Source organism: Kitasatospora sp. NPDC058218 (assembly GCF_042882445.1).
Taxonomy (GTDB): Bacteria; Actinomycetota; Actinomycetes; order Streptomycetales; family Streptomycetaceae; genus Kitasatospora.
The window spans coordinates 62509-87021 of the sequence record NZ_JBHVWC010000043.1 but is presented as its reverse complement, the minus strand read 5'-3'; the positions used below and the strand labels follow the sequence as shown (position 1 = coordinate 87021).

The window sequence follows — 24513 nt, the reverse complement described above, 5'->3', positions numbered from 1 at the left end:
CCTCGGAGCGCGCTACCGTGGGGCCCGTGACCGACGCTCCCGCCCGCCCCCGCGCCGACCTGCGCCGTACCGCCGAGCGCTACCGCTCCACCCCGGCCGAGGGCATCGAGACCAGACACGCGTTCTCCTTCGCCGGTCACTACGACCCGAAGAACACCCACTTCGGCGCGCTGCTCGCCTGCAACGAGGAACTGCTCGCCCCCGGGGCGGGGTTCGACGAGCACAAGCACCGGGACACCGAGATCCTCACCTGGGTCCTGGAGGGCGCGCTCGCGCACCGGGACTCCCGCGGCCACAGCGGTGTGGTCCGCCCCGGCATGCTCCAGTACCTGGGCGCGGGTTCCGGCGTCAGCCACACCGAGCGCAACGTCGGCGGCGCCGACGGGCCGGTCCGCTTCGTCCAGATGTGGCTCCAGCCGGACGTGTTCGACGCACCCCCGGTGTACGGGCTGCGCCGGGTGGAACCGGTGGACGGCGGGTTGACGCTGCTCGCCTCCGGGCTGGAGCGGGACTCCGGGACGGACGCCCTGCGGCTGCGCCGCAGTGACGCCGCGCTCTGGCTGGTCACCGCCGATCCCTGGCAGCCACTGCCCCGACTCCCGCTCGCCGCTTGGCGGTACGCGCACCTGACGGCCGGCTCGCTGGGGTACCGGACGGTGCCGGGGCCACAGGGCGGCGGCCGCTCGCTGGCGCCCGGCGACAGCGTGCGGATCACCGGTGAGGCCTTCGCCGACCCGACGGCCGGCGCGGACGGCGCCCGCCTGCTGCTCTGGGAGATGCACTCGCCGGTCTCGTACGGCTGACGGCGGGCCCGCCCGGCAGGCCCGCCGGCCGGGCTCAGCCGCGCAGTTCGGCCAGGACGGCGTCGCCGAGGACCGGCCAGACCTCGGCGGCCCACGGCCCGAAGTCCCGGTCGGCGAGCGCGACGCAGGCCACGCCGGCCTCCGGGTCCACCCAGAGGAAGGTGCCGGACTGCCCGAAGTGGCCGAAGGTGGCCGGGGAGTTGGTGGTGCCCGTCCAGTGCGGCGCCTTGCCGTCCCGGATCTCGAAGCCGAGGCCCCAGTCGTTCGGCCGGCGGTGGCCGAAGCCCGGCAGCACACCGCTCGTCCCGGGGAAGGCGACCTCGCGGGTGGCCGCGCGCAGGGTGGACGGGTCCAGCAGCTTGGGCGCCTGCAGCTCGGCCGCGAACAGCGCGAGGTCCGCCGCCGTGGAGAGGCCGCCGGCGCCGGCGGGGGACTTGTGCGCGGTGTTGATCAGCGTCGAGCGCATTCCGAGCGGCTCGAACACGGCCTCGGCGGCGTAGCGGCCGAACTCGATGCCCGAGGCCTGCTGGAGGGTCCGCGCCAGCACGTCGAAGCCGGCGTTGGAGTAGAGCCGACGGTTGCCCGGCTCGGCCATCACCCGGTGCTCGTCGAAGGCCAGGCCCGAGGTGTGGGCGAGCAGGTGGCGCACGGTCGAACCGGCCGGCCCGGCCGGGTCGTCCAGCTCGAAGACGCCCTCCTCGACCGCGACCAGCGCCGCGTACGAGGTGAGCAGCTTGGTCACCGACGCCAGCGGGAACAGGTGCTGCTGCGGGCCGTGCCCGCCCAGGACCGCGCCGTCCGCGCCCCGCACCACCACCGCCGCGGCGTTGGGCACCGGCCAGGTCTCGATCATCCGCAAGCTCTCCATGGCGCCGACTCTAACGGGCGGCCGGAGCCGGGTGCCGGGAGCACCCGGATGGCAGGCTTGCTTGGAGTGCACTCCAACTCACTAGCGTCGTCGACAACGCTCACCACCGGGGGTAACGATCATGGCCACGCTCGCACCGATCCACGTCGACCTGCGGAGCTGCTCCGATGTGTTCAACGCACCGGTCGGCGAGCCGGACCGGACCCCTCGGCACACCATCAGCGAGGTGGCGGCGGCCAGCGGACTGACCGCCCACACACTGCGCTGGTACGAGCGGATCGGCCTGCTCGACCCGGTCGACCGCTCCGCCTCCGGCCAGCGCCGCTACCGCGACGCCGATCTGCACCGGCTGGCCTTCCTCGGGCGGCTGCGGCTGACCGGCATGACGGTCGCCGACATGCTCCGGTACGTGGAGCTGGCCCGCCGGGGCGAGCGGACCATGGAGGACCGGCGTGACCTGCTCCTCGCCCACCGCGAGGAGGTCCGGCAGCGGATCGCCGACCTGCACGCCACCCTCGCCGTCATCGACTACAAGATCGACCTGTACGCCGGGAAGATCGCCGACCGCAACGAACCGGCGGACGGTGACGACCCGGCGGACGCCCCGCAGAGAAGGAAGCAGAGCGCATGACTCTCCCCGCACTCCCCACCGTCCGGCTCGGCCAGGACGGCCCGGTCGTCGGTGCCCAGGGCCTCGGCTGCATGGGCATGAGCGAGTTCTACGGCCCGACCGACACCGCCGAGGCGCTCGCCACCCTGGACGCCGCCCTGGAGGCCGGCGTCACCTTCCTCGACACCGCCGACCAGTACGGCGCCGGCCGCAACGAGGAGTTGATCGGCCCCTTCGTCCGCGCCCACCGGGACGAGGTGGTGCTCGCCACCAAGTTCGGCGTCGAGCGCCGGGCGGACGACCCGGCGTACCGGGGCGTCCGCAACGACCCGGGGTACATCCGCGCCGCGGTGGACGCCTCGCTGCGCCGCCTCGGGCTGGACGTGATCGACGTCTACTACATGCACCGGCGGGACCCGGCGGTGCCGATCGCCGAGTCGGTCGGCGCGATGGCCGAGCTGGTGGCGGCCGGCAAGGTGCGCCACCTCGGACTCTCCGAGGTGACCGGGGCCGAGCTGCGCGAGGCGTACGCGGTGCACCCGATCGCCGCCCTGCAGTCCGAGTGGTCGGTCTTCGCCCGGGACGTCGAACGCTCGGCCGTCGCGGCCGCGGCCGAGCTGGGTGTCGCCTTCGTGCCGTACTCCCCGCTCGGGCGCGGCTTCCTGACCGGTTCGTTCGCCGCGGCGGAGGAGCTGGCCGCGGACGACATCCGGCGGACCCAACCGCGGTTCAGCGGCGCCAACGCGGCCGCCAACCGTGCGCTGGTCGAGCCGCTGCGGGAGATCGCGGTGGCCCGCGGGGCCACCGCCGCGCAGGTGGCGCTGGCCTGGGTGCACCAGCGGGCCGAGGTGCACGGCCTGACGGTGGTGCCGATCCCGGGGACCCGCCGGCGCGAACGGCTCGCCGAGAACACGGCCGCCGTGACGCTGCGGCTCACCGTCGAGGAGCTGGCCGTGCTGGAGCCGGTCGCCGGCCGGGTGGCGGGCGAGCGTTACCCGGACATGGCCTTCACCTCGGTCGGCCGCGAGTAGCCGCGAACCGCCCGTGAGGAGCCGCGAGCGGCCCGCCGTGAGGGGCACCCGCCCCTCACGGCGCCGGGGATCAGACCGCGCGACCCAACCAGGCCGCCAGCCGGGTGTAGGCGTCGGCACCGGCCGGCGCGGGCTGCACCGCGCCGAACGGGACGGGACCGCCGCGGTACTCGGCCGGCAGCACGGCCTCGGCGATCGCCAGCGCGGTCAGCGCCAGCTGCTCGTCCAGGGCGAGGCGGCTGTCGAGCGCTCGCGCGATGTCCCAGGAGTGCGTGACCGCCTCCATCACGTAGCCGCCCAGCGCGGCCCGGCCGGGCACCTCGCCCCAGGGGGCGACGGTGGGGCGGTCCAGCTTCGCGTCGTCCGCCCAGGCGGCGACGGCCCGGGCCCGGGCCCGGCCGAGGGCGGCCGGCCAGGCGTCGTCGGCCAGCTCGTCGGTGGCCGCCACGACGTCCTCCGCCCGGCCGCCCTCGCCCATGTAGGCGAGCCGGTGCACGCCGCCGACCACGTGGCTGAGCAGCTGTCGCAGGTCGTACTCGGTGCACGGGGTGGGGCGCCCCAGCGCCTGCGGGGTCACCTCGGCGATCAGCTTCTCCAACTGGCCGAGCGCGAGCAGGTACAGCGGGCGGGGGTCCTGGGTGGTGTCCATGCGGATTCGGCTCCATCGATGCGAAGGGGGTTCTGCTCTCTGGAGGCAATCTCCCGGTAAAACCTGACAACCGGCGTCAGGTTTTCTGGAATCCTCTCCTTCATGAAGGCCGACCGCCTGCTCTCGATCCTGCTGTTGCTCCAGACCCGCGGCCAGGTGTCCGCCACCGAACTGGCCGAGCGCCTGGAGGTGTCGGTCCGCACCATCTACCGCGACGTCGAGGCGCTCTCGTCGGCCGGCGTGCCGGTCTACACCGAGCGCGGCCGGCACGGCGGGATCGCCCTGCTGCCCGGTTACCGCACCGACGTCAGCGGGCTGACCGCCGACGAGGCCCGGGCCCTGTTCGTGCTCTCCGCCCAGGGCGCGCACAGCGACCTCGGGCTGGACGGCGCGCTCGGCTCGGCGCTGCGCAAGGTGATGGCCGCGCTGCCCGCCCCGCACCGCCCGGCCGCCGAGCGGATCAGCGAGCGGATCCTGGTGGACCCGGCCCGCTGGCTGCAGGCCGGCGCACCCGCCGGGCCGGACCTCGGCGAGCTGCAGTACGCCGTCTTCGCCGACCGCCGGCTGCGGCTGCGCTACCGGCACAGCGGCACACCGGCCCCGGTCGAGTACGTCGTCGACCCGTACGGCCTGGTCAGCAAGGCCGCCGTCTGGTACCTGGTGGCCGATCTGCGAGGTGAGCCCCGACTGTTCCGGGCCGACCGGGTGCTCGCGGCCGGGGCCACCGAGGAGCCGGTGCGCAGGCGTCCGGGGCTGGGGCTGGGTGAGGTCTGGGCGGTGCTGCGCGAGCAGGTGGAGCGGCTGCCGAAGGAGGTGCCGGTGAAGGTCCGGGTGCGGCGCGGGCGGCTGGACCTGTTCGTCCGGATCCACGGCGGCCGGCTCACGGCGCCGCCGCCCGAGTCGGGCGCCGGGGCCCCGGACGAGTGGGTCGAGCTCGCGATGGGCTTCCCGGCGCTGCCGGCCGTCCGCGCGCTGCTCTCCTTCGGACCGGACGCCGAGGTGCTCTCGCCGTCGGCGGCCCGGCGGGAGCTGGCCCGGTGCGCCGCGGAAGCCGTCCGGCTCTACCAGGACCAGCCGCACTGACCCGCGGGCCGCGGCGGGCTCAGGCCTCGGGAACGGGCCGGACCACGTCCTCGTAGTGGCCGAGGGAGATGGCCGCGAAGTTGTGCAGGCTGTCGGTGCCCTCGGTGAAGTAGCCGTTGTGGCCGGAGGAACGGGCCGAGGAGATCTGCTCGGCGCCGAACTCGGCCGTGGTCGGGTCGGCGCCGTGGCCGAGCCCGCCGACCTCCAGGTAGGGCACGTTGCCGATCCAGTCGCTGCCGTTGCGGGTGGCCCAGACGTGCACGCCGGTGCCGAGCTCGGCGGTGCTCTGGACGCCCATGCCCGGGCTGCCGAACACCATCAGGTCGGTGACCCCGGAGGTGTCCGACGGCGAGGCGGCCGCCCGGGGGATCTCGGGGGCGGCGTTGCCGCAGACCACCGAGCCGTAGGAGTGGCAGAGCAGCGACGGCGGCGCGTCCGGCCGGGTGGTCTCCTTGAGGCCGGCGAGCAGCCGCTCCAGCCGGGGCGCGCCGACGTCGGCGAGCCGGGAGGTGACGGCGTCGGGGCCGAGGCCGGAGGGCGTGACGTAGCCGGTCCAGGCGATCACCGCGGTACGGGTGCCGGGCGACTGCCGCCGCTCCTCGGCGTACAGCGCGCGGGCCATCCCGGCGGGGGAGCGCAGCGGTTCGGCGGCCTGGTCGAAGTGGCCGAGGTCGGCGTCGGAGCCGGGGACCACGACGGAGATCCGGTCGGCGTCGGTGAGGTCGCCCCAGACCTCGCTGACCAGGCCGCGGCCGCGCGGGTCGAAGGCCAGCACCTGGCGCTCGGGAGCCAGCAGGTGCTCGACGTCGTTGGCGCGCGAGACGGCGAGTGCGCGCAGGTCGGAGTCGAGGCCGCGGTCGGCGGCGCGGGCCCGGGCGCGGTCCCGCTCGGCGGCGAGGGCGATCCGGTTGGCGCGGTAGCGCAGCTCGACCGGGGCGCCGTCGAAGTTGCCGACCACCAGCGGGTAGTCCTGGATCAGCCGGTCCAGCTCGGTGGGCGCCAGCGAGGCGAAGAACTCCGCGGCGGCGGCCGGCGAGGTGACGGCCGGGTCGGGCAGGGAGCGGCCGAAGGAGTGGTCCTCGACCCAGGCGGCGCTGCCGGCCGGTGGCGTGGAGATCGCCAGCTGCTCGGTGGACGCGGCGGCCTGGGCCGCGGCGGCGCCGGCATCGGCGAGCACGGCGCACCCGGCGAAGGCACCGATCAGTACACGCTTCCACCGCCGACGGCGCATCGCGTCAACTCCCTAGGGGCCCGTGACCGTTCTGCGGGCGGGGCCCGGAGGGTGGTACGACTGCCAACTTCCCTGGGTAAGCGTAGGGGGAGTGGCGCGGTGTCGGGCCCGCTCAAACTGTGGGATGGATCACATGAACCTCCGGTGTCCTTCCGGCGTCACCGGGCCTGCGTCGCGTCGAACTCCCTGACCATGCGTTTCGGTGCGGTGCGCCGCCAGGCCTCGGTCAGCAACTCCCGCAGCTCCTCCGGGTCGACGAGGTCGAGCCGGACGCCCACCCAGCCGTGCCGCCCGACGTACTGGGGGTAGGAGAACACCTCGGGCGCGGCGGCGAGCAGCTCGGTCTGGTCCTCGGGGGAGGCCTTGACGCTGACGCTCGTGCCGTCCGGCGAGCCCATCGCGAAGATCTTCGTGCGGACCCGCAGGGTCTCGATCTCCCAGGTGGGCTGCTGCACGGCCTCGGGCAGGGCGAGCGCCATCGCGCGGAACTCATCGAACGTCACCATGGCGGCAGCGTAGGGCAGGGGACCGACACCCGTGCTCCCGGCGCGCGTCGCGGACCGGGAGCACGGGTGCCCGGCTCAGGCCAGTGAGTTCCAGGCGCCGCACGAGCGGTCGTCGGCGAGCTTGCGGTCCGGGTGGCCGCTGCCGTCGGCCACCGAGATCCGGCGGTAGTTCTCGCCGTGGAACACCCAGTACTCGCTCTTGCCGCCGACCCGCTGGCAGTCGGGCACCGGCAGGAAGCAGTCCACCTTGGTGATGCCGCCCAGCGAACCCCACTGGGAGAGCTCGCGGTCGGTGCGCTCGCAGACGTCGGTGTGCGCGGCGCCGTCCGCCACCGAGATCAGCCGGTACTGCTGGCGGCCGCCGGTGCTGTGGAAGGCCCAGTACCAGCTCTTGCCGCCGACCCGCTGCTGGTCGGGCACCGGGAGGAAGCAGTCCATCCGGCCGACGCCGCTGAGCGAGCCCCAGGCCGAGAGGTCGCGGTCCGGGCGCTCCAGGGCGTTGCTGCGGCTCCCGCCGCCGCAGGTGATCGAGACGGCCCGGTACTGCTGGCGGCCGCCGGTGCTGTGGAACACCCAGTACCAGCTCTTGCCGGACGGGTTCTGCAGATCGGGCATCGGCAGCACGCAGTCGATCCGCGCGATGCCCTGCAGACAGGGCCAGCCGGTCAGCGCGGCGTCGCGCTCGACCGAGCGGTCGGTGTGCGAGGCGCCGTCCTCGACCGAGATCCGGCGGCACTGCTCGCCGTGGAACGCCCAGTACTGGCTCTGCCCGCCCTTGCGCCACTGGTCCGGGACGGCGACGAAGTCGTCGCACGGGTAGCCCTTGCCCGGCTGCGGGGAGACCTGGCCGCCCTGCTGCCCCTGCGACTGGCCGGTGAGCCGCCCGTCGGCGAGCGCCTTGAGGGTGCTGATGGACGGCGCGAAGGCGTAGACCGAGCCCTGGGTCTGCACGAACTGCTGGAAGTTCAGCGGGGTGTGCTTGATCGCGCCGTCCGGGCCGCGGCTCTCGAAGTCGACGGCGTCGGCCTCGGTGATCACCGGGTCCTTGCCGGGCACCGGGTTGCGGCCGGGCGGGAAGTCCGGCTGGTCGATCCAGTCGGCCTGGATGAACTCGAACTGCCGGGCGATGTCGGCCTGGTAGCAGACGAAGAGCAGGCCGCGCGGGTCGTCGGGCCCGCCGGGGCCCTCGGAGGCCGGGTCGAACGGGTGCCCGTAGGGCGCGCCGCGCCGCATGATCCGCCGGCCGTCGAGCTCCTTGGCGTCGAACGGCGGCCGGCTGGGGTCGGGGGCCTGCAGCCCGGCCCGCGGGCTGGACTTGCGCAGGTGCGAGAAGAGCGGGGTGACCAGGCCCTCCAGGTCGTCCCGGAAGTCGAAGTCGTTGTCCGACGAGGCGTTCGGGTCGTTCGGGACGTCGCGGTCCTGGTGCTTGCAGACCGGCGCGCCGGAGCGCCAGCGGCCGACCAGCCGGGCGGCCAGCCACTCGGCGGTGGCGGTGTCCGGGACGGCCTTGGCCTGCTTGAGCTCCTTCAGCTTGACCGAGACCTGCGACCACCAGCCCGGGACGTCCTGGGAGAGCCGGCGGACGACCTGGAAGGAGCCGTTGCGGGCCCACGCGGGGAAGTCGGTGAAGCTGCCGGGAGCGGGCTGCTCGCCGACGACGAACTCGCCGGCCGGGATGATCCGGGTGCCCGGGTGGCCCTCGACCTCCTCCTGGTCGTTCGTGCTGGGCTGGTCGAAGAAGCGGACGCCGGGCTCGCTGATGCCGTCCTTGAAGCCGAAGTGCTCCTTGCCGCGGCGGCTGCCGAGCAGGGTCTTCGCGTTCTGCTGGAAGATGATGACGATCCTGGCCTCGGCGGCCGCCTCGCGCTGGGCGGTGACGGTGGCGGCGAGGTCCTGCTCGGTGTCCGAGGCGATCGTCAGCACGGCGTGCACCGCCTGGTTCCGGCCGTTGCCGAAGAGCCAGTTCTCCGGGGAGTTGTCGCCGGTGTCGCCGAGCGCGCCGGCCCGCTTGGCCGAACCCTCCCGGAACGCCTCCAGGCCGCTGCCGACCGGCGGGGCCTGCTCGAACGGGTCGGTGGCGGAGAGCTGGCGCATGCCCTCGTAGGTGAGGCTGACGCCCAGCCAGGTGGCCTTGAGGGTCTTGGGGTCGTCGCCGCCCGAGGACCTGCGGGCCTCGCTGAACGCCGCGTTGAAGTCGGCGACCTGGCGGGTGGTGGCGATCTGCGGGGCGAGCCCGCGCAGCCAGTCGCGGGCCCTGGCGGCGTCCTCGAACTTCAGGAACAGCAGGGTGACGTTGTCCTTCTTGAAACCGGCGACGACGTCGCCCTGGATCTCGTCGCTCTGGCGCAGTCTCAGATCCGTTGCCATGGGATTCCTCCGTGTGGTGGGTGGGGGAGGCCGGGATCAGGCCGAGGAGCTGAGCTGCACCCACTGCGCGACGCTGGGCACGCCCTGGTCGTTGAGCAGGTAGAGCATGTACCAGCCGGGGGGCGCCGCCTTGGCGTCCGGCGGCGCCTGGAACTCCAGCCGGTTGCCGGCCCGGCTGCTGAGCCGCAGCTCGATGTGGCGCTGGCTGGTGTTGACCGAGTGGGTCGCGGTGGTCGGCGCCAGCAGGACGGCCTTGGCCGCGCGCTCCGGGGTCGACGTGGTGACCAGGAACTTCTTGTCGTAGCCGACCGGCGTGGTCGGGGCCCGGTCGAGCGAGGGCCGGTTGCTCTGGTGCAGGTAGTTCGGCTCGTAGATCTCGATGGTGCCGTTCATGGTGACGGGGCCCGTCGTGCCGGGGATGCCGGTCACCGTGCCGTCGATGTCCGGATTGTTGGCGAGCTGCTGGAGCTCGTCACCGGTCACCATGACGCGTCCGTCCGGCAGGACCACGGCGTTGGAGTGGTAGCCGCGCGGCAGCCGCTGGACCGGGCCGAGCTTCCAGTTGCCCTGGGCGTCGCGCAGCTCGATCTGGCGGTACTTGAGGTCGGCGTTCGGGTTGTAGGGGCCGTTGCCGTAGTCGCGGATGTCGTACGCGCCGTTGACGGTCAGCAGCTTGCCGTCGGGCAGCAGGACGGTGTCGTCCTGGGTGCGGCCGAACGCGCGCGACTTCTCCGCGGTCCAACTGCCGTTGGAGAAGCGCAGGGTGCTCGGGTTGTCCCGGTCGCCGCCGAGGACCAGCGCGGAGTCCGGGCCGTTCGGGCCGCTCGGCAGCATGACGGCCGAGCCGTAGTTGCGCTTGCGGCCGTCAGGGCGGGGCGCCAGGTCGCTGCGGGACTCCGCGACCGGGTCGAACTTCCACTGCTCGTTGGCCTGGCGGCCGAAGCCGTAGACGTTGCCGTCGTTGAGCGAGAACAGGTGCGGGTAGTCCAGGCTGAACGGGGCGTCCGCCTTGAACCGGTCCACCGGGGTGTTCTTCGGGATCTCGGTCTTGAGCGAGGGCACCGGGTAGCCCTTGGCGGGGAAGCGCTCGACCACCGGGGTCGGGGTGCCCCAGCCCAGCTCGGACTGGCCGGACATGATCAGTTGCCGGCCGTCGGCGCCGGTCACCACGGACGGGTACCAGCGGCCCACCGACATGTCCGGGTTCTTGGTCCAGGTCTCGGTCCACGGGTCGAAGATCAGCGAGAGCTTGGCGCCGGTGCCGCCGTTGCCGCCCAGGTTGCCGCCGAAGACACCGAGCATGCCGTTGGGCAGGAACGAGTGGCCGGCGCAGAAGAACGGGGCCGGCCGGGGCTCGTGCAGCCCGTCCGGCATGTCGACGATCGGCGGGGTGACCTGCTTGAAGGCGTCCTTGCCGTAGCCCTTCGCCGGGTCCCAGAGGAAGGCCCGGCCGGCGTTCTCCTTGCCGATGGTCTGGGTCGGTGCGGGCTCCTTCTCCGGGTTGGTCTCGATCCGCTCGAACGAGAACACCAGCACCTTCCCGGTCGGCAGCAGTGCGATGTGGTCGCCGAAGTCGGGTGAGGGGAAGTACTGGTTGAACGCGCCGAAGACGGTCGGGTCGAAGCCGGCGTTGGTGCTGGTCTGGGAGTCCGTCAGCGCCTTGAGCCGGTTGGTCCGGGTGGTCTGCGGGTAGTCGCCGATGCCGCGGGCGGCCGCCCGCATGCGGGCGTGCTCCTCGGCGTGCTCCTGGCCGAGTGCCGCGACCTCGTCGTCCCGCATCTCGGCCAGCACCCGGGGCGAGGTGACGTGCGGGGTCAGCTCGTCGTCGGCGCCGCCGTGGGCGAGGACCAGGGCGACGGCCGGGGTGGCGGCGGTCAGGACGGTGCCGGTGGTGAGCGCGCAGACGACGGCGGTGGCGACGACGGACAGGCGGCGGCGGGCCCGCGGCCGGCGCCGCGGCCGCGGTGGGGACAGGGACATGGGACTCCTCGGAAGGGGATGACGGGCGGGGGCGGCGGACGCGCGGACGGCCTGGCCGTGGGCGGGCGCGGGCGTACCGACAGTCGCCGACGGTCACAGGACATCACAGTGCGTGGTGGTTCGCATGCGGATGCACCGCTTCGGCGGGTGCGTGTCGCCGCCCGACGGGGCGTGCGCCCGAGCGGCTCACGCCCCGTCAGTCCCCCTGAGCGCTCCCGGCTCAGACCACGCCCAGCGCGTACGCGGCGAACAGTGCCGCGGCGGCGCCGGCCACCGCCTTCCAGGTGCGGGAGAACGCCGTCCAGGGGCCGTCGAACCGTCGGGTGAACCACCCGATCGCGACCAGGACGGCGCCGAACAGCGGAAGCAGTGCCACCCGGGCGGCCACCCAGGTCGGCGAGTCCGGTGCGCCGGTCAGGCCGGGCACGGTGCCGAAGGCGGCCGCGCCGGGCACCGCGACGGCCAGCATCGCGCTCTGGTGCCAGCAGAAGATCGTCATCGCCGAGAGGTTGACCGCCACCACCGGCAGCCAGAGCAGCGGGCGCCGCAGCAGCCGGCCGAGCCGCTCGCGCAGCAGCACCGCGGCGCCGCACTGCACCGCCGCCAGGGCCAGGACCAGCAGGGACGGCGGGTGCGAGTTGGTCCGCTCGGCGCCGGGCACGCCGACCATGCTGGCCGGGTAGTGGAAGACCAGCAGCAGCGCGGCGAACAGCGCGCCGCCGCCGAACAGCAGCAGTCGCGCGGCCGGACGGCCGAGCCGCCCGTGGGCCCAGAGCACGCCCAACTGATAGCCGAACAGCCAGCCCGGCAGGATGTTCAGCAGCCCGACCCAGGACGGCACCGCCTCCGCCCACGGGCCGTAGCGCAGCAGGTCGACCACGGCGACCACGGCCGCCAGGACGCCCGCCGACCAGCCGCGCAGCCGCCGGGCGGCGGCCACGCAGAGCGGGGTCAGCGCGGTCAGCCCCAGGTAGACGGCGATGTACCAGAGCGGCTGCACCACCAGCACCGAGCCGGTCCGAACGGTGTCGCCCGGGACACCGAGCCGGCCCAGCACCGGGATCAGCAGCGCCCAGACGGCCGCCACCCCGAGGACCGGCCGCAGCAGCCGCACCGAGCGGCCGCGCAGCCAGCCCGCGTAGCCGGCTCCCCGGGCCCGGGCCCGTTCCAGTGAGCGGACCGAGGAGTGACCGCCGACCAGGAAGAACACCCCGAGCATCTGGAGCACCCAGCTGACCGGCGCGAAGAAGCCGAGCGAGCCGAGCGGGCTGGCGTTGTGCAGCGCGCCGTCGGCGGAGAGGGTGAAGCCGCCGAGCAGCCAGTGGCCGACGGGGACGGCGAGCAGGGCGAGCGCGCGCAGTCCGTCCAGGGCGCGGTCGCGGGTCTCGGGGGTGCGGGCGTCGACCTGGTGCGCGGCGCGGCGCAGGGCGGTCAGCGGGTGGGCCATGGCGTTGCTCCTCGGGAGGTGGCGGGCGGGCGGGGCCGGGTTCGGCGGCCGAGTGCGGGGTCGGGGTTCAGCGGCCGAGGGTGAGGGCGGCGAAGGCCGCCAGGGAGGCGGTGCCGGGGGCGAAGTAGCCGGTGTGGCCGTGGGAGCCGGTTGCGGGCAGCGGGCGGGCGCCGAAACCGGGGTCGGTCGGGTCGGCGCCGTGACCGAGGCCGAGGAGCGAGACGTTGGGCACGTTGCCGATCCAGTCGGAGCCGTTGCGCCCGGTGGCCCAGAGCGGCACCCGGGGGTCGAGGTCGGCGGCCGAGTCGACGCCCATGCCGGGGGAGCCGAGCACCACCAGGCCGGCGGCCTGCTCCGGGCCGGGGCGGGCCAGGCCGCAGACCACCGAGCCGTAGCTGTGGCAGAACACCGTGGCGGGCGCCGTCGGCCGGGTGGTGACGGCGAGTCCGTCCAGGAGTCGGGTGAGGCGCTGCGCGCCGGCCCGCGCGAGGGTCTCGGTGGCGGCGTCCGGACCGAGGCCGACCGGGGTGGTGTAGCCGGCCCAGGCGATCACGGCGCTCTGCCGGCCGGTGGCGTCGTACAGCGCGCGGGCCATCCCGGTCGGGGTGCCGTACGGGTCGGTGGGCCGGTCGAAGCTCAGCAGGTCGATGTCCGAGCCGGGGACGACGACGGCCGTCCGGCCGGTGGCGGTCAGGTCGCCGTGGACCTCGGCGACCAGGCCGCGACCGCGCGGGTCGAAGGCGAGGACCTGTCGTCCGCCGTCGAGCAGGGTGCGGTAGCGCTCGGCGCGCCCGTGGGCGGTGGCCTGGTCCCGCGGGGGGAGTGCCGGGTCGGTGGCGCGGGCGAGTTCGCGTCCGCGCTCCTCGGCCAGGGCCAGCGCGTTGGCCCGGTAGCGGAGGCGGACGGGGGCGCCGTCGAGGTTGCCGACCACCAGCGGGTGGCGCACGGCCAGCGCGTCCTGACCGGCGGCCGGCACCTGCTCGAAGAAGGCGGCCACCGCGGCGGGGGAGGCGGTGGCCGGGTCGGGCAGCCGGAGGCCGAGGGTGGTGTCGGCGATCCAGGCGGCCGTGCCGGGGGGTGGGCCGGTGATCGCGCGCTGGGTGTCGGCGGCCCATCCGCCGGCGCCCAGGACGGCGGCCAGGGCCACCGCGGCGCCGGCGACCGCACGGGCGAAGCGCCGGGGCCTGTGGTCGGAGCGAGGCTGCCGCATGTCCGTGTTCTCCCTTGTCCGTCGGATGTCGACGGAGAGGAAGGTAGAAATGCGGCGGCCCCGCGGACGTCACACCGCGGGGCCAACTCCCGGGTGCTACCCGGGTACCAGGAGGGTTGCTCCGGCCGGTCCGGTGCGACACCGGCCACCGGGGCGGTCATTGACCGGGCGTCACCAGGCCGGACTCGTAGGCCAGCACCACCGCCTGGGCGCGGTCGCGCAGGTCGAGCTTGGCGAGGATCCGGCCGATGTGGGTCTTGACGGTCTGTTCGGCGAGGACCAGCCCGGCGGCGATCTCCTGGTTGGACAGGCCACGGGCGATCAGCTCCAGCACCTCGGTCTCCCGCGGGGTGAGGCCGTTCAGCCGCAGCTTGGGGTCGCGGCGCCGGGCCGGCCTGGCCCGGGCGAAGTCCTCGATCAGCCGCCGGGTCACCGAGGGGGCGAGCAGCGCGTCGCCGGCCGCGACCACCCGCACGGCGGCGATCAGGTCGGCCGGCGGTGCGTCCTTGAGCAGGAAGCCGCTGGCCCCGGCCCGCAGCGCCTCGTACACGTAGTCGTCCACGTCGAAGGTGGTCAGCATCAGCACCTTGGGGCGGTGGGCGCCGGGGACGGCCGGGTCGAGCAGCCGGCGGGCCGCCTCCAGGCCGTCCATGCCGGGCATCCGGACGTCCATCAGGACGACGTCCGGGTGGGTGCGGCCGCAGACCTCCAGGGCCTGCGCGCCGTCCGCCGCGTCGCCCACCACGTCGATGTCGCTCTGGACGCCCAGCAGGGCGGCGAAGCCCGCCCGCACCATCGCCTGGTCGTCGACGATGATCACGCGGATGGTCATGCGGTGGTCTCCCGGGGGGTGTCGATCGGCAGGACGGCGGCCACCTTGAAGCCGCCGTCGGGCAGCGGGCCGGTGTCCAGCTTCCCATCCAGCAGCCGGACGCGTTCCCGCATCCCGACCAGCCCGTGGCCGGTGCCCTCGGCGGCGGCCTCCAGCGACTCGGTGCGCGCGGGCGGGGCGCCGTTCACCACCGTGACCAGCAGGGCCCGGCCGTCGACGGCCAGGGACACCCAGGCCTCGGCGCCGGGCGCGTGCCGCACCACGTTGGCCAGCGCCTCCTGGACGATCCGGTAGACGGAGAGGTCGACGGCCTGCGGCAGGGCGGCGGCCAGCTCCGGCGGGACGGCCAGCTCGGCCGGCACCCCGGCCCGGCCGACCGTCTCGACCAGCTGGGTCAGCTGTCCGATCCCGGGCTGCGGTGCCTTCTCCGCGCCGGAGTCCTCGCTGCGCAGCACGCCCAGCAGCCGCCGCATCTCGGACAGCGAGTCGCGGGCGGTGCCGGCGATGGCGGTGAACTCCTCGGCCGCCTCGGCCGGTACGCCGGTGATCCGGTACGGGGCGCTGGCCGCCTGGACGGCGATCACGGACATGTGGTGGGCGACCACGTCGTGCAGCTCGCGGGCGATCCGGGCGCGCTCCTCCAGCAGGGTGCGGCGCTCGCGCTCGGCCTCGCTGATGTGCTCCTGCTCGGCGAGCAGCCGCTGGGCCTCGGCCCGTTCCCGCAGGGCGCCGCCGAGCACCAGGACGGCTCCGGTCAGGGCCACCGCCAGCAGGCTGTTGTCGCTGCCGAAGCCGCCGCCCACGCCGAGCAGCGACAGTGCGAGGCCGGCGGCGCAGGTGGCCAGCCAGACCGAGAGCAGGGTGCGCCGCCGTTCGCGGAGCGCGAGCGGGAGCATCAGCAGCAGGTAGCCGACCAGGCCGGTGGCCGGCCACGGCCAGGCGGAGGAGGTGTCCCGGCCGGTGGTGAGGATCAGCAGGGAGGTCAGCAGGTCGGCGGCGCCGATCATCCACCAGGCGGGCAGCGGGCGGCTCACGGCGAGCAGCAGCGGCGCGGTCTGGGCGACGGCGAGGGCCGCGGCGAGGCCGACGTTGAGCCCGTAGTCGTGCGCCAGGACGTTGATCCCGCTGGGCAGCAGGGAGGATACCGCCGACAGGGCGAGGAGGTACGGCAGCCAGCGGACCCAGCGGCTGGTGGCGTGGGCCAGCAGCGGGGTGTGGTCGGTGGACGGGCGGGTGAGCGGGGCGAGCAGACCGGGCAGCAGGCCGCCCCGGGTCGGCCCGGTGGGCGGATCGATCATCCCGTCAGCCTAGGGCGGCCGGTGCCGCCGGGCGTCGGACCGGGGACCGGGCTTCGCCGTAGTACTCCGGTATGACGCGGCAGGCCTGGGGCCCCGGCGCCGCACCGCGGGCGGGAGTTCGAAGACAGGCCCTAGTGCCGCCAGTCGCCGGCCAGGGCGGGGCCGAGCTGGTCGAAGTGACGTGTGATCAGCGCGATCATGTCCTCCGGGCCGGACTCCTCGCACTCGGCGCTCCAGGACAGGTGGGCCGCGCGCAGCACGCTGCCGAAGACCGCGGCCATCACGGCGGGGCGCAGGTCCTCGGCCGGGTCGAGGCCCTCGCGGGCCGCGAGCACCTGCACCACCACCCGCTCCTGCTCGGTGACCCGGCGCAGATGGGCGGCGAGCAGCGTGGGGGTGTCCTCGATCATCCGCATCAGTTCCAGTGCGCTGGTCACCGAGCCCGGTCCGGACGGGTGCCGGGAGGCGAGCTCGCGCCAGGACTCGACGATCGCGGCGCGCAGGGCCTCCAGCGGGTTCTCCCCGGCGGGTCTGGCCCGCAGCCGGTCGATGAAGTAGTCCTCGGCCTCGGCCATGACGGCGAGGGCGACCTCGTCCTTGTTGGCGAAGTAGCGGAAGAACGTGCGCTGCGAGACGTCGACGGCGGCGGCGATCTCGTCCACCGTCGTCCCGGCGAACCCCTGGCTGAAGAAGAGCCGGTGGGCGGCCTCGATCAGGGCGTCCCGGGTCTGTTGCTTCTTGCGCTCGCGCAGGCCTTGGCCCGCGCCCTCGGCCGGCCGGGCCGGGGCGGTGGCGATGGGCGAGCGCTGAGCGGCCATGGCGGGGGCCTTCCGGACGGCGAGGCGACGGGTGGTGCTGGTGCACAACTCTAGCTGGCTGACATATGTCAGCCTCAGTAACACGGCAGAGTTTGCCAAATGTCAGTGACTGACATAATCTGCGGAGCGTGGCGCCCCCAGGCCGGGTAACTCGTGGGGACGGGTGGGCCCGGGGCGCCACGACCACGTCTGTTCGCTGCCATGCCCCCGGAGGGCCCCAGATGAGCCAGTCCGTCGTCAAGAGCGCCAAGGCGGACGATCCGCCGCAGCCCGAGTCATCGTCCGGGAGCGGTCTGAAGGGGCACCCCTGGCTGACCCTGCTGACCGTCGCCGTCGGCGTCATGATGGTCGCGCTGGACGGCACCATCGTCGCGATCGCGAACCCCGTCATCCAGGCCGACCTCAAGGCCGCGCCGTCCGAGATCCAGTGGGTGACCAGCGGTTACCTGCTCGCCCTCGCGGTCTTCCTGATCACCGCGGGCAAGATCGGCGACCGCTTCGGCCACAAGCGGACCTTCCTGGTCGGCGCGGCCGGCTTCGCCGCCACCTCGGCCGCGATCGCCTTCGCGGGCAACATCCAGACGGTGATCGCCTTCCGCGTCCTGCAGGGCCTGTTCGGCGCGCTGCTCCAGCCGGCCGCGCTCGGCCTGCTGCGCGGGGCCTTCCCGGTCGAGAAGCTCAACATGGCGATCGGCATCTGGGGCGGGGTGATCGGCGCGTCCTCGGCGGCCGGTCCCATCGTCGGCGGCCTGCTGGTCGAGCACGTCAGCTGGCAGTCGGTGTTCTTCATCAACATCCCGGTCGGCCTGCTGACGCTGGCCCTCGGCATCTGGATCCTGCGGGACGTCCGGGCCGAGAAGGCGGCCAAGTCCTTCGACATCCCCGGCATCGTGCTGCTCTCGCTGGCGATGTTCGCGCTGGTCTTCGGCATCATCAAGGCGCCCGAATGGGGCTGGGGCGACGTCTCCACCCTGCTCTTCCTGGGCGGTGCGCTGGTCCTGATGACGGCCTTCGCGTTCTGGCAGCGGGTCGCCCGCGAGCCGCTGATCCCGCTCAGCCTGTTCCGCTCCGTCCCGCTGTCGGCCGCCACCCTGCTGATGGTGCTGATGGCCTTCTCGTTCTTCGGTGCGATCTTCTTCGTGACCTTCTACCTGCAGAACGTCCACGGGATGTCGCCGGTCGAGGCCGGCGTCCACCTGCTGCCGATGACCGGCATGATGATCGTCGGCTCGCCGGTGGCGGGTCTGGCCATCGGCCGGCTCGGCCCGCGGATCCCGATCGTGGCCGGCATGCTGATCACCACCGTGGCGATGTTCGGGATGTCCACCCTGGACGAGGGCTCCGGCGCCGGTGTGATGTCGCTCTGGTTCGTCCTGATGGGCCTGGGCATGAGCCCGGTCATGGTCGGCGCCACCGAGGTGATCGTCGGCAACGCGCCGATGGAGCTCTCCGGCGTGGCCGGCGGCCTGCAGCAGGCCGCGATGCAGGTCGGCGGCAGCCTGGGCACCGCCGCGCTGGGCGCGCTGATGGCCGCCAAGGTCGGCGACGTGCTGCCCGGCAAGTGGGCCGAGGCCGGCCTGCCGGCGGTCCAGGGCGCCGAGGCCGAGGGCCTCAAGCAGGCGGCCCAGCTCGGCTTCGCCCCGCCCGCCCCGGCCGGCACCCCGGCCGAGGTGGTCGACGCGATGGCCGGCGCCGTCCACCAGTCCTTCCTCAGCGGCATGTCGCTCGCCTTCGCGGTGGCCTCCGTGGTGGCCTTCGCCGCCGCCCTGCTCGGACTGCTCGCCCGCCGCGGCAGCGCCGAGGCCGGCCCGGCCGTCCACATCTGACGGCCCGCCGACCACCCGCGCCGTCGAACGCCGGCGGGCCCGGACTCCACCGAGTCCGGGCCCGCCGGCGTTCGCGCGTCAGCCCGCCGCGCGGCGCAGCTCCACCAGCGGGACGACGCGGCCGGCACGGGCCCGGAAGGCGGCGAACGACGGCTGGGCGGCGATCTGGGCCGCCCAGAGGGCCTCGTACCGGTCCTCGTCGGCCACCGGGACGGCGAGTGCCGGGAAGCGCTCGGCGCCGAGTTCGACGGTGACCTCGGGGCGGGCGGCCAGGTTGCGGTACCAGTCGGGGTCCGCCGGGGCGCCGCCGTTGGAGGCGAAGACGACGGTGCGGCCGGCGTCCGTCAGGTGCACCAGCGGCGTGGTGCGCGGCTCTCCGCTGCGCCGGCCCCAGGTGGTGAGCAGCAGCAGCGGGGTGCCCGCGAAGGACCCGCCGACCGCGCCGGCCGAGGCCCGGAACTCGGTGATCACACCGCGGTTGTACGCGTTGCCGCCGGCGGCGGGCTCGGGGTGGACGGCGTTCATGGGAGACCTCCTGGGGTGGTCCGGTTCGTCTGGGAACGACCCTAGGAGCTCACACCTGTGTGAGGTTCAAGAGGGTGTGACGGAGGTCACCCGGCCGCCCGGTGGCCGGGGACGGCGAAGGGCCGGACCCCCACCTGGGAGGTCCGGCCCCTGGACCGGTCCGCCGGCCTACCGGCTGTTCACCGGCTCACCGAGCGGTCAGGCGTCGCCGCCGGCGGCACCCGGGTCGGCCGCCGCCACGTCCAGCAGCTGGTAGCGGTCGATCGCGTCCTTCAGCGCGCTGCGGTCGATCTTGCCCTGCTTGGCGAGCTCGGTGAGCACGCCCAGCACGACCGACTGCGCGTCGATGTGGAAGAAGCGACGGGCCGCGCCACGGGTGTCGGCGAAGCCGAAGCCGTCGGCGCCCAGCGACTGGTACTGGCCCGGCACCCAGCGCGAGATCTGGTCCGGCACCGCGCGCATCCAGTCGGAGACGGCGACGAACGGGCCCTCGGCGCCCTGCAGCTTCTGCGTCACGTACGGGACGCGCTGCTGCTCCTCCGGGTGCAGGAGGTTGAACTCCTCGGCCTCCACCGCGTCGCGGCGCAGCTCGTTCCAGGAGGTCGCGGACCAGACGTCGGCCTTGACGTTCCACTCCTCGGCGAGGATGCGCTGGGCCTCCAGGGCCCACGGCACCGCCACGCCGGAGGCGAGGATCTGGGCCGGGATCTGGCCGGCGGCGGCCGGCGCGTACCGGTGCAGACCCTTGAGGATGCCCTCGACGTCGACGTTCTCCGGCTCGGCCGGCATCTTGATCGGCTCGTTGTAGACGGTCATGTAGTAGAAGACGTCCTCGCCGTGCGGGAACTCCGCCGACGAGCCGTACATCCGCCGCAGGCCGTCCTGGACGATGTGCGCGATCTCGAAGCCGTACGCCGGGTCGTACGCGACGACGCCGGGGTTGGTCGAGGCCAGCAGGTGCGAGTGGCCGTCCGCGTGCTGCAGGCCCTCGCCGGTCAGCGTGGTGCGGCCGGCGGTGGCGCCGATCACGAAGCCGCGGGCCAGCTGGTCGGCCATCTGCCAGAACTGGTCACCGGTGCGCTGGAACCCGAACATCGAGTAGAAGACGTAGACCGGGATCAGCGGCTCGCCGTGGGTGGCGTAGGAGGAGCCCGCCGCGATCAGCGACGCGGTGCAGCCCGCCTCGGAGATGCCGTCGTGCAGCATCTGGCCGGTCGGGGACTCCTTGTACGCCAGCAGCAGCTCGCGGTCGACCGACTCGTAGGTCTGGCCGAGCGGGTTGTAGATCTTCGCCGACGGGAAGAGCGAGTCCATGCCGAAGGTGCGGTACTCGTCGGGCGCGATCGGCACGAAGCGGTTGCCGATGCCCTTGTCCCGCATCAGGTCCTTGAGCACCCGGACGAACGCCATGGTGGTGGCGATGGTCTGGTTGCCCGAACCCTTCTTGACCGCCTTGTAGGCGTCGTCGCCCGGGAGCTCCAGCTGCCGCGGCCGCACCTTGCGGGTCGGCACGTAGCCGCCCAGCTCCTTGCGGCGGTCGTGCATGTACTGGATCTCCTCCGAGTCCTTGCCCGGGTGGTAGTAGGGCGGGTAGCCCTCGTCCAACTGCTTGTCCGTGATCGGCAGGTGCAGCCGGTCGCGGAAGCGCTTCAGGTCCTCGACCGTCAGCTTCTTCATCTGGTGCGTCGCGTTGCGGCCCTCGAAGTTGGGGCCGAGCGTCCAGCCCTTGACCGTCTGGGCGAGGATGACCGTCGGCTGGCCCTTGTGCTCGCGGGCCGCCTTGTACGCCGCGTAGACCTTGGCGTGGTCGTGGCCGCCGCGACCCAGGTGCTGGATCTGCTGGTCGGTCATGCTCTCGACCATCTTGCGCAGCCGCAGGTCGCCGCCGAAGAAGTTCTCGCGGATGTACGCGCCGGTCTCGGTGGCGTACGTCTGGAACTGGCCGTCGACCGTGGTGTTCAGCTTGTTCACCAGGACGCCGTCGCGGTCCTGCGCGAGCAGCGGGTCCCAGCTGCGGTCCCAGACCAGCTTGATGACGTTCCAGCCGGCGCCCCGGAACTGGGACTCCAGCTCCTGGATGATCTTGCCGTTGCCGCGGACCGGGCCGTCCAGGCGCTGCAGGTTGCAGTTGACCACGAAGGTCAGGTTGTCCAGGCCCTCGCGCGCGGCCAGCGACAGCTGGCCCAGCGACTCCGGCTCGTCCATCTCGCCGTCGCCGAGGAAGGCGTAGACGTGCGAGGAGGAGGTGTCCTTGATGCCCCGGTGCTCCAGGTAGCGGTTCATCCGGGCCTGGTAGATCGCGCCGAGCGGGCCGAGGCCCATCGAGACGGTCGGGAACTCCCAGAAGTCCGGCATCAGCCGCGGGTGCGGGTAGCTGGAGAGGCCGTACGGCGCCTTCGACTTCTCCTGGCGGAAGGCGTCGAGCTGCTGCTCGGACAGTCGGTCCAGGAGGAAGGCGCGGGCGTAGATGCCGGGGGAGGCGTGACCCTGGAAGAAGATCTGGTCGCCGGACTCGCCCTCGGCGTCCTTGCCGCGGAAGAAGTAGTTGAAGCCGACGTCGTAGAGCGACGCGGAGGAGGCGAAGGTGGCGATGTGGCCGCCCACGCCGATGCCCGGACGCTGGGCCCGGGAGACCATGACGGCCGCATTCCAGCGGGTCGCGTTGAGGACCTTGCGCTCGATCTCCTCGTTGCCGGGGAAGAACGGCTCGTCCTTGGTGGCGATGGTGTTGACGTAGTCCGTGCTGCGCATCTCGGGCACGGCGACACGCTTCTCGCGGGCGCGCTCGATCAAGCGGAGCATCAGGTAGCGGGCACGCTCGCGCCCCCGCTCGTCGATGGCCGCGTCAAGCGACTCCAGCCATTCCGCGGTCTCCTCGGGATCGAAGTCCGGGACCTGACTCGGAAGGCCGCCAATGATGATCGGGTTGCGATCGGATCCGGAAGCCACGCTGTTCCTTCACTGTCGGTCGAAACTGAGGTGTGTCGCGCCGCCTCCATCGTGCTACCGCGCTCGGAGATCCGTCATCTCTACCGATCGGTAACCGTTCCGCCCGGTAGGCGGTACGGTCTGGCGGCGCGCGGAGCAGGCGCTCTTGCCTGCGCCCCGCACCACCGGGTGTTACGAACAGAGGTGGTCCGACCTGGTTGCCCGACCGTCCGATGGCGGGCGGTCGGGGTGAGGGCCAACAGGAGACTCTACGCCCGCGCACGCGCGGACCCGAATGCCGTTCGCATCTCGGGCACGCGTACGACCTGTGGACCGGGGTCACCCGAAGCATCCTTGTCTTGTGCAGAGAAGGGCAAATCGGTGTGATTCGCGACACGTCGACCGGCGTGTCCCCCTGCGACACGTCAACCTTTGGAGGGGATCGGGGGTCGGGTACTTGCGCGAACCGCCGCGCCCGTGTGGACTACGGCCAAGCCTCGGCAAGGATGCCGAGCCGAATACTGGAGGTTATTCCCGTGAGCGCGACCGCGGACCCCGCGGACAAGTCCAACCCGGCCCACCGTCTCGGTTTCGAGAAGGACCAGATCATCCAGGAGCTGGGGTACGACGAAGACAGTGACCAGGAACTCCGCGAGGGCATCGAGGAGATCACCGGGACGGATCTCGTCGACGAGGACTACGACGACGTCGCCGACGCCGTCCTGCTGTGGCACCGCGACGACGACGGAGATCTCACCGACTCCCTCGTCGACGCCCTGGAATACCTGGCCGAGGGCGGCCTGATCTGGCTGCTGACGCCCAAGACCGGCCGTGACGGCCACATCGAGGCCTCCGACATCGCCGACGCGGCCCGGACCGCCGGCCTCTCGCAGACCAGCTCGATCGCCATCGCCAAGGACTGGGCCGCCACCCGGCTGGCGACCAAGGCAGCCAAGGCGGGCAAGCGCTGAGCGCCCCGCGAGCCTGAGCCGCGATCCTGAGTCGGGCCCCGTTGGAGCTTCCTCCAGCGGGGCCCGGCCGTTTCGCGCTCCGGGCTGGATCCCCTGCCGGGAGCCGCGTTCGCCGTGGGCGAAAGCGGCCGCTCCGGCGGCCGGCCGCCTCACCCGTTCGGCCGAATCGGTGCCGGTGAATGCGAGGATGGCGCTCGCCGCGCCCGCCGCGCGGCCCTGTCGCGTCAGAAAGGTCCCACCATGGCCATCGAGGTCGGCACCGAGGCTCCGGACTTCGAGCTGAAGAACCAGCACGGCGAGCTGGTCAAGCTCTCCGACTTCCGGGGCGAGAAGAACGTCGTCCTGGTCTTCTACCCGTTCGCCTTCACCGGCGTCTGCACCGGCGAGGTCTGCGCGATCCAGAAGGAGCTGCCGCGCCTCCAGAACGACGAGGTGCAGGTGCTCGGCATCTCCAACGACTCGCCGTTCACCCAGCGCGTCTTCGCCGAGCAGGAGGGCCTGGACTACCCGCTTCTCTCCGACTTCTGGCCGCACGGCGAGGTCTCCCGGGCCTACGGCGTCTTCAACGAGGAGAAGGGCTGCGCGGTGCGCGGCACCTTCGTGATCGACAAGGCCGGCGTCGTGCGCTGGAGCGTCGTCAACGACCTGCCGGACGCCCGTGACGAGCAGGAGTACCTGAAGGTCCTCGGCGCGCTCTGACGCCCCCTGCGCGCCCCTTCGCGGGTGCGTCGTACGGGCCCGGCGGGCTGCGGACCGACCGCGGGGAAGGTGCCCGCGCAGATTCGAACAGCCACGCCGGGCCCGTTCCCTGCCCAGGACGGGAACCCGGCACTACGATCGGTCCGTTGGCTGGTCAGAGGCTCGGCGCAATCGCCGCTGACACCTCTGACCGCACCACGGGGGCACCAGGGAGTGCCTCCCGAATCTTGGAGGACCAGTGGGTGTCAGCCTGAGCAAGGGCGGCAATGTCTCGCTCACCAAGGAAGCCCCCGGCCTGACCGCCGTGGTCATCGGCCTTGGCTGGGACGTCCGTACCACCACCGGCACGGACTTCGACCTGGACGCCAGCGCCCTGCTCTGCAACGACCAGGGCAAGGTCGACAAGGACGGCAACTTCGTCTTCTTCAACAACCTGAAGAGCCCCGAGGGCTCGGTCGAGCACACCGGCGACAACCTGACCGGTGCGGGTGAGGGCGACGACGAGGCCATCAAGGTCAACCTGGCGACCGTCCCGGCCGACGTGCAGAAGATCGTCTTCCCGGTGTCGATCTACGACGCCGAGAACCGGACCCAGAACTTCGGCCAGGTCCGCAACGCCTTCATCCGCGTGGTGAACCAGGCCGACAACAACGAGCTGGCGCGCTACGACCTCTCCGAGGACGCCTCGACCGAGACCGCGATGGTCTTCGGCGAGCTGTACCGCAACGGCGCCGAGTGGAAGTTCCGCGCCATCGGCCAGGGGTACGCCTCCGGCCTGCGCGGCATCGCCCAGGACTTCGGCGTCAACGTCTGAGCCGGGCGGCGGGCCCA

21 protein-coding genes are annotated in these 24513 nt (G+C 73.1%); 8 read left to right on the top strand and 13 right to left on the bottom strand.

Features of this window, described 5'->3' with window-relative positions; genetic code table 11:
• The first annotated feature begins 26 nt into the window (after positions 1–26).
• Entirely contained in the window at positions 27–803 is a 777-nt protein-coding gene (locus ACFVYI_RS26170; protein ID WP_387889751.1) for a pirin family protein, read from the top strand.
• A 34-nt stretch (positions 804–837) separates the two neighbouring features.
• Here ACFVYI_RS26170 and ACFVYI_RS26165 read toward each other — a convergent pair whose 3' ends face one another.
• Positions 838–1671 carry a serine hydrolase domain-containing protein gene (locus ACFVYI_RS26165; RefSeq protein ID WP_387889748.1) on the bottom strand — a complete coding sequence of 278 codons (834 nt, stop codon included), beginning with the start codon at positions 1669–1671 and terminating at the stop codon, positions 838–840.
• 121 nt (positions 1672–1792) lie between these two features.
• On the opposite strand from ACFVYI_RS26165, the gene ACFVYI_RS26160 reads away from it, so the two are divergent.
• Both ACFVYI_RS26160 and ACFVYI_RS26155 read left to right on the top strand, forming a co-directional pair.
• Positions 1793–2302 carry a MerR family transcriptional regulator gene (locus tag ACFVYI_RS26160; RefSeq protein ID WP_387889746.1) on the top strand — a complete coding sequence of 170 codons (510 nt, stop codon included), beginning with the start codon at positions 1793–1795 and terminating at the stop codon, positions 2300–2302.
• Positions 2299–3312 (top strand): aldo/keto reductase, encoded by a 1014-nt coding sequence (locus ACFVYI_RS26155; protein WP_387889745.1) that lies wholly within the window; start codon positions 2299–2301, stop codon positions 3310–3312. The genes ACFVYI_RS26160 and ACFVYI_RS26155 overlap by 4 nt, the downstream gene beginning before the upstream one ends.
• A gap of 70 nt (positions 3313–3382) precedes the next feature.
• On the opposite strand, the gene ACFVYI_RS26150 is transcribed toward ACFVYI_RS26155, so the two are convergent.
• Positions 3383–3961, bottom strand: coding sequence for a TIGR03086 family metal-binding protein (locus tag ACFVYI_RS26150; RefSeq protein WP_387889743.1), 579 nt, complete (start codon positions 3959–3961; stop codon positions 3383–3385).
• 102 nt (positions 3962–4063) lie between these two features.
• Here ACFVYI_RS26150 and ACFVYI_RS26145 point away from each other — a divergent pair, with 102 nt between their 5' ends.
• Positions 4064–5044, top strand: a complete 981-nt coding sequence (locus ACFVYI_RS26145) for a helix-turn-helix transcriptional regulator (protein WP_387889741.1) — start codon at positions 4064–4066, stop codon at positions 5042–5044.
• Positions 5045–5063: 19 nt separating this feature from the next.
• On the opposite strand, the gene ACFVYI_RS26140 is transcribed toward ACFVYI_RS26145, so the two are convergent.
• The 9 genes from ACFVYI_RS26140 to ACFVYI_RS26100 all read right to left on the bottom strand — a co-directional run bounded on the left by ACFVYI_RS26140 (position 5064) and on the right by ACFVYI_RS26100 (position 16733).
• Positions 5064–6275: an alpha/beta hydrolase gene (locus tag ACFVYI_RS26140; RefSeq protein WP_387889739.1), complete on the bottom strand. Its 1212-nt coding sequence runs from the start codon at positions 6273–6275 to the stop codon at positions 5064–5066.
• A gap of 158 nt (positions 6276–6433) precedes the next feature.
• Positions 6434–6781: an MmcQ/YjbR family DNA-binding protein gene (locus ACFVYI_RS26135; protein WP_387889737.1), complete on the bottom strand. Its 348-nt coding sequence runs from the start codon at positions 6779–6781 to the stop codon at positions 6434–6436.
• Positions 6782–6856: 75 nt separating this feature from the next.
• Entirely contained in the window at positions 6857–9148 is a 2292-nt protein-coding gene (locus ACFVYI_RS26130) for a Dyp-type peroxidase (protein ID WP_387889736.1), read from the bottom strand.
• A 36-nt stretch (positions 9149–9184) separates the two neighbouring features.
• Entirely contained in the window at positions 9185–11128 is a 1944-nt protein-coding gene (locus ACFVYI_RS26125) for a galactose oxidase-like domain-containing protein (protein ID WP_387889734.1), read from the bottom strand.
• A 220-nt stretch (positions 11129–11348) separates the two neighbouring features.
• On the bottom strand, positions 11349–12575 hold the full coding sequence (locus ACFVYI_RS26120; RefSeq protein WP_387889731.1) for an acyltransferase: 1227 nt from the start codon (positions 12573–12575) through the stop codon (positions 11349–11351).
• Between the two features lie 67 nt (positions 12576–12642).
• Complete coding sequence (locus ACFVYI_RS26115) at positions 12643–13785, bottom strand: alpha/beta hydrolase (protein WP_387889729.1); 1143 nt, start codon at positions 13783–13785, stop codon at positions 12643–12645.
• Positions 13786–13942: 157 nt separating this feature from the next.
• Positions 13943–14617: a response regulator gene (locus tag ACFVYI_RS26110; protein ID WP_387889728.1), complete on the bottom strand. Its 675-nt coding sequence runs from the start codon at positions 14615–14617 to the stop codon at positions 13943–13945.
• Complete coding sequence (locus ACFVYI_RS26105) at positions 14614–15915, bottom strand: sensor histidine kinase (protein WP_387889727.1); 1302 nt, start codon at positions 15913–15915, stop codon at positions 14614–14616. Before ACFVYI_RS26105 ends, ACFVYI_RS26110 begins: the two co-directional genes overlap by 4 nt.
• A 131-nt stretch (positions 15916–16046) precedes the next feature.
• Positions 16047–16733: a TetR/AcrR family transcriptional regulator gene (locus ACFVYI_RS26100; protein WP_387889725.1), complete on the bottom strand. Its 687-nt coding sequence runs from the start codon at positions 16731–16733 to the stop codon at positions 16047–16049.
• 221 nt (positions 16734–16954) lie between these two features.
• On the opposite strand from ACFVYI_RS26100, the gene ACFVYI_RS26095 reads away from it, so the two are divergent.
• Positions 16955–18559, top strand: coding sequence for an MFS transporter (locus ACFVYI_RS26095; protein WP_387889724.1), 1605 nt, complete (start codon positions 16955–16957; stop codon positions 18557–18559).
• Positions 18560–18637: 78 nt separating this feature from the next.
• On the opposite strand, the gene ACFVYI_RS26090 is transcribed toward ACFVYI_RS26095, so the two are convergent.
• On the bottom strand, positions 18638–19084 hold the full coding sequence (locus tag ACFVYI_RS26090; protein ID WP_387889721.1) for a nitroreductase/quinone reductase family protein: 447 nt from the start codon (positions 19082–19084) through the stop codon (positions 18638–18640).
• A 198-nt stretch (positions 19085–19282) separates the two neighbouring features.
• The gene (gene aceE, locus ACFVYI_RS26085; RefSeq protein ID WP_360628809.1) at positions 19283–22033 is read right to left on the bottom strand and encodes a pyruvate dehydrogenase (acetyl-transferring), homodimeric type; all 2751 of its coding nucleotides are present in this window, start codon (positions 22031–22033) and stop codon (positions 19283–19285) included.
• A 515-nt stretch (positions 22034–22548) separates the two neighbouring features.
• On the opposite strand from aceE, the gene ACFVYI_RS26080 reads away from it, so the two are divergent.
• From ACFVYI_RS26080 to ACFVYI_RS26070, 3 genes are all read left to right on the top strand, one after another.
• Positions 22549–22983 (top strand): DUF3052 domain-containing protein, encoded by a 435-nt coding sequence (locus tag ACFVYI_RS26080; RefSeq protein ID WP_329487476.1) that lies wholly within the window; start codon positions 22549–22551, stop codon positions 22981–22983.
• Between the two features lie 240 nt (positions 22984–23223).
• On the top strand, positions 23224–23682 hold the full coding sequence (locus ACFVYI_RS26075) for a peroxiredoxin (protein WP_360628806.1): 459 nt from the start codon (positions 23224–23226) through the stop codon (positions 23680–23682).
• 238 nt (positions 23683–23920) lie between these two features.
• Positions 23921–24496 carry a TerD family protein gene (locus ACFVYI_RS26070; RefSeq protein ID WP_387889718.1) on the top strand — a complete coding sequence of 192 codons (576 nt, stop codon included), beginning with the start codon at positions 23921–23923 and terminating at the stop codon, positions 24494–24496.
• Positions 24497–24513 lie beyond the last annotated feature (17 nt).

Bases quoted from the DNA above. Each gene is read 5' to 3' on its own strand.
- ACFVYI_RS26160 (WP_387889746.1), top strand. From the start codon at position 1,793: ATGGCCACGCTCGCACCGATCCACGTCGACCTGCGGAGCTGCTCCGAT.
- ACFVYI_RS26165 (WP_387889748.1), bottom strand. From the start codon at position 1,671: ATGGAGAGCTTGCGGATGATCGAGACCTGGCCGGTGCCCAACGCCGCG.
- ACFVYI_RS26145 (WP_387889741.1), top strand. From the start codon at position 4,064: ATGAAGGCCGACCGCCTGCTCTCGATCCTGCTGTTGCTCCAGACCCGC.
- ACFVYI_RS26140 (WP_387889739.1), bottom strand. From the start codon at position 6,275: ATGCGCCGTCGGCGGTGGAAGCGTGTACTGATCGGTGCCTTCGCCGGG.
- ACFVYI_RS26090 (WP_387889721.1), bottom strand. From the start codon at position 19,084: ATGAACGCCGTCCACCCCGAGCCCGCCGCCGGCGGCAACGCGTACAAC.
- ACFVYI_RS26155 (WP_387889745.1), top strand. From the start codon at position 2,299: ATGACTCTCCCCGCACTCCCCACCGTCCGGCTCGGCCAGGACGGCCCG.
- ACFVYI_RS26095 (WP_387889724.1), top strand. From the start codon at position 16,955: ATGAGCCAGTCCGTCGTCAAGAGCGCCAAGGCGGACGATCCGCCGCAG.
- ACFVYI_RS26135 (WP_387889737.1), bottom strand. From the start codon at position 6,781: ATGGTGACGTTCGATGAGTTCCGCGCGATGGCGCTCGCCCTGCCCGAG.
- ACFVYI_RS26105 (WP_387889727.1), bottom strand. From the start codon at position 15,915: ATGATCGATCCGCCCACCGGGCCGACCCGGGGCGGCCTGCTGCCCGGT.
- ACFVYI_RS26115 (WP_387889729.1), bottom strand. From the start codon at position 13,785: ATGCGGCAGCCTCGCTCCGACCACAGGCCCCGGCGCTTCGCCCGTGCG.
- ACFVYI_RS26100 (WP_387889725.1), bottom strand. From the start codon at position 16,733: ATGGCCGCTCAGCGCTCGCCCATCGCCACCGCCCCGGCCCGGCCGGCC.
- ACFVYI_RS26130 (WP_387889736.1), bottom strand. From the start codon at position 9,148: ATGGCAACGGATCTGAGACTGCGCCAGAGCGACGAGATCCAGGGCGAC.
- ACFVYI_RS26110 (WP_387889728.1), bottom strand. From the start codon at position 14,617: ATGACCATCCGCGTGATCATCGTCGACGACCAGGCGATGGTGCGGGCG.
- ACFVYI_RS26075 (WP_360628806.1), top strand. From the start codon at position 23,224: ATGGCCATCGAGGTCGGCACCGAGGCTCCGGACTTCGAGCTGAAGAAC.
- ACFVYI_RS26125 (WP_387889734.1), bottom strand. From the start codon at position 11,128: ATGTCCCTGTCCCCACCGCGGCCGCGGCGCCGGCCGCGGGCCCGCCGC.
- ACFVYI_RS26120 (WP_387889731.1), bottom strand. From the start codon at position 12,575: ATGGCCCACCCGCTGACCGCCCTGCGCCGCGCCGCGCACCAGGTCGAC.
- ACFVYI_RS26150 (WP_387889743.1), bottom strand. From the start codon at position 3,961: ATGGACACCACCCAGGACCCCCGCCCGCTGTACCTGCTCGCGCTCGGC.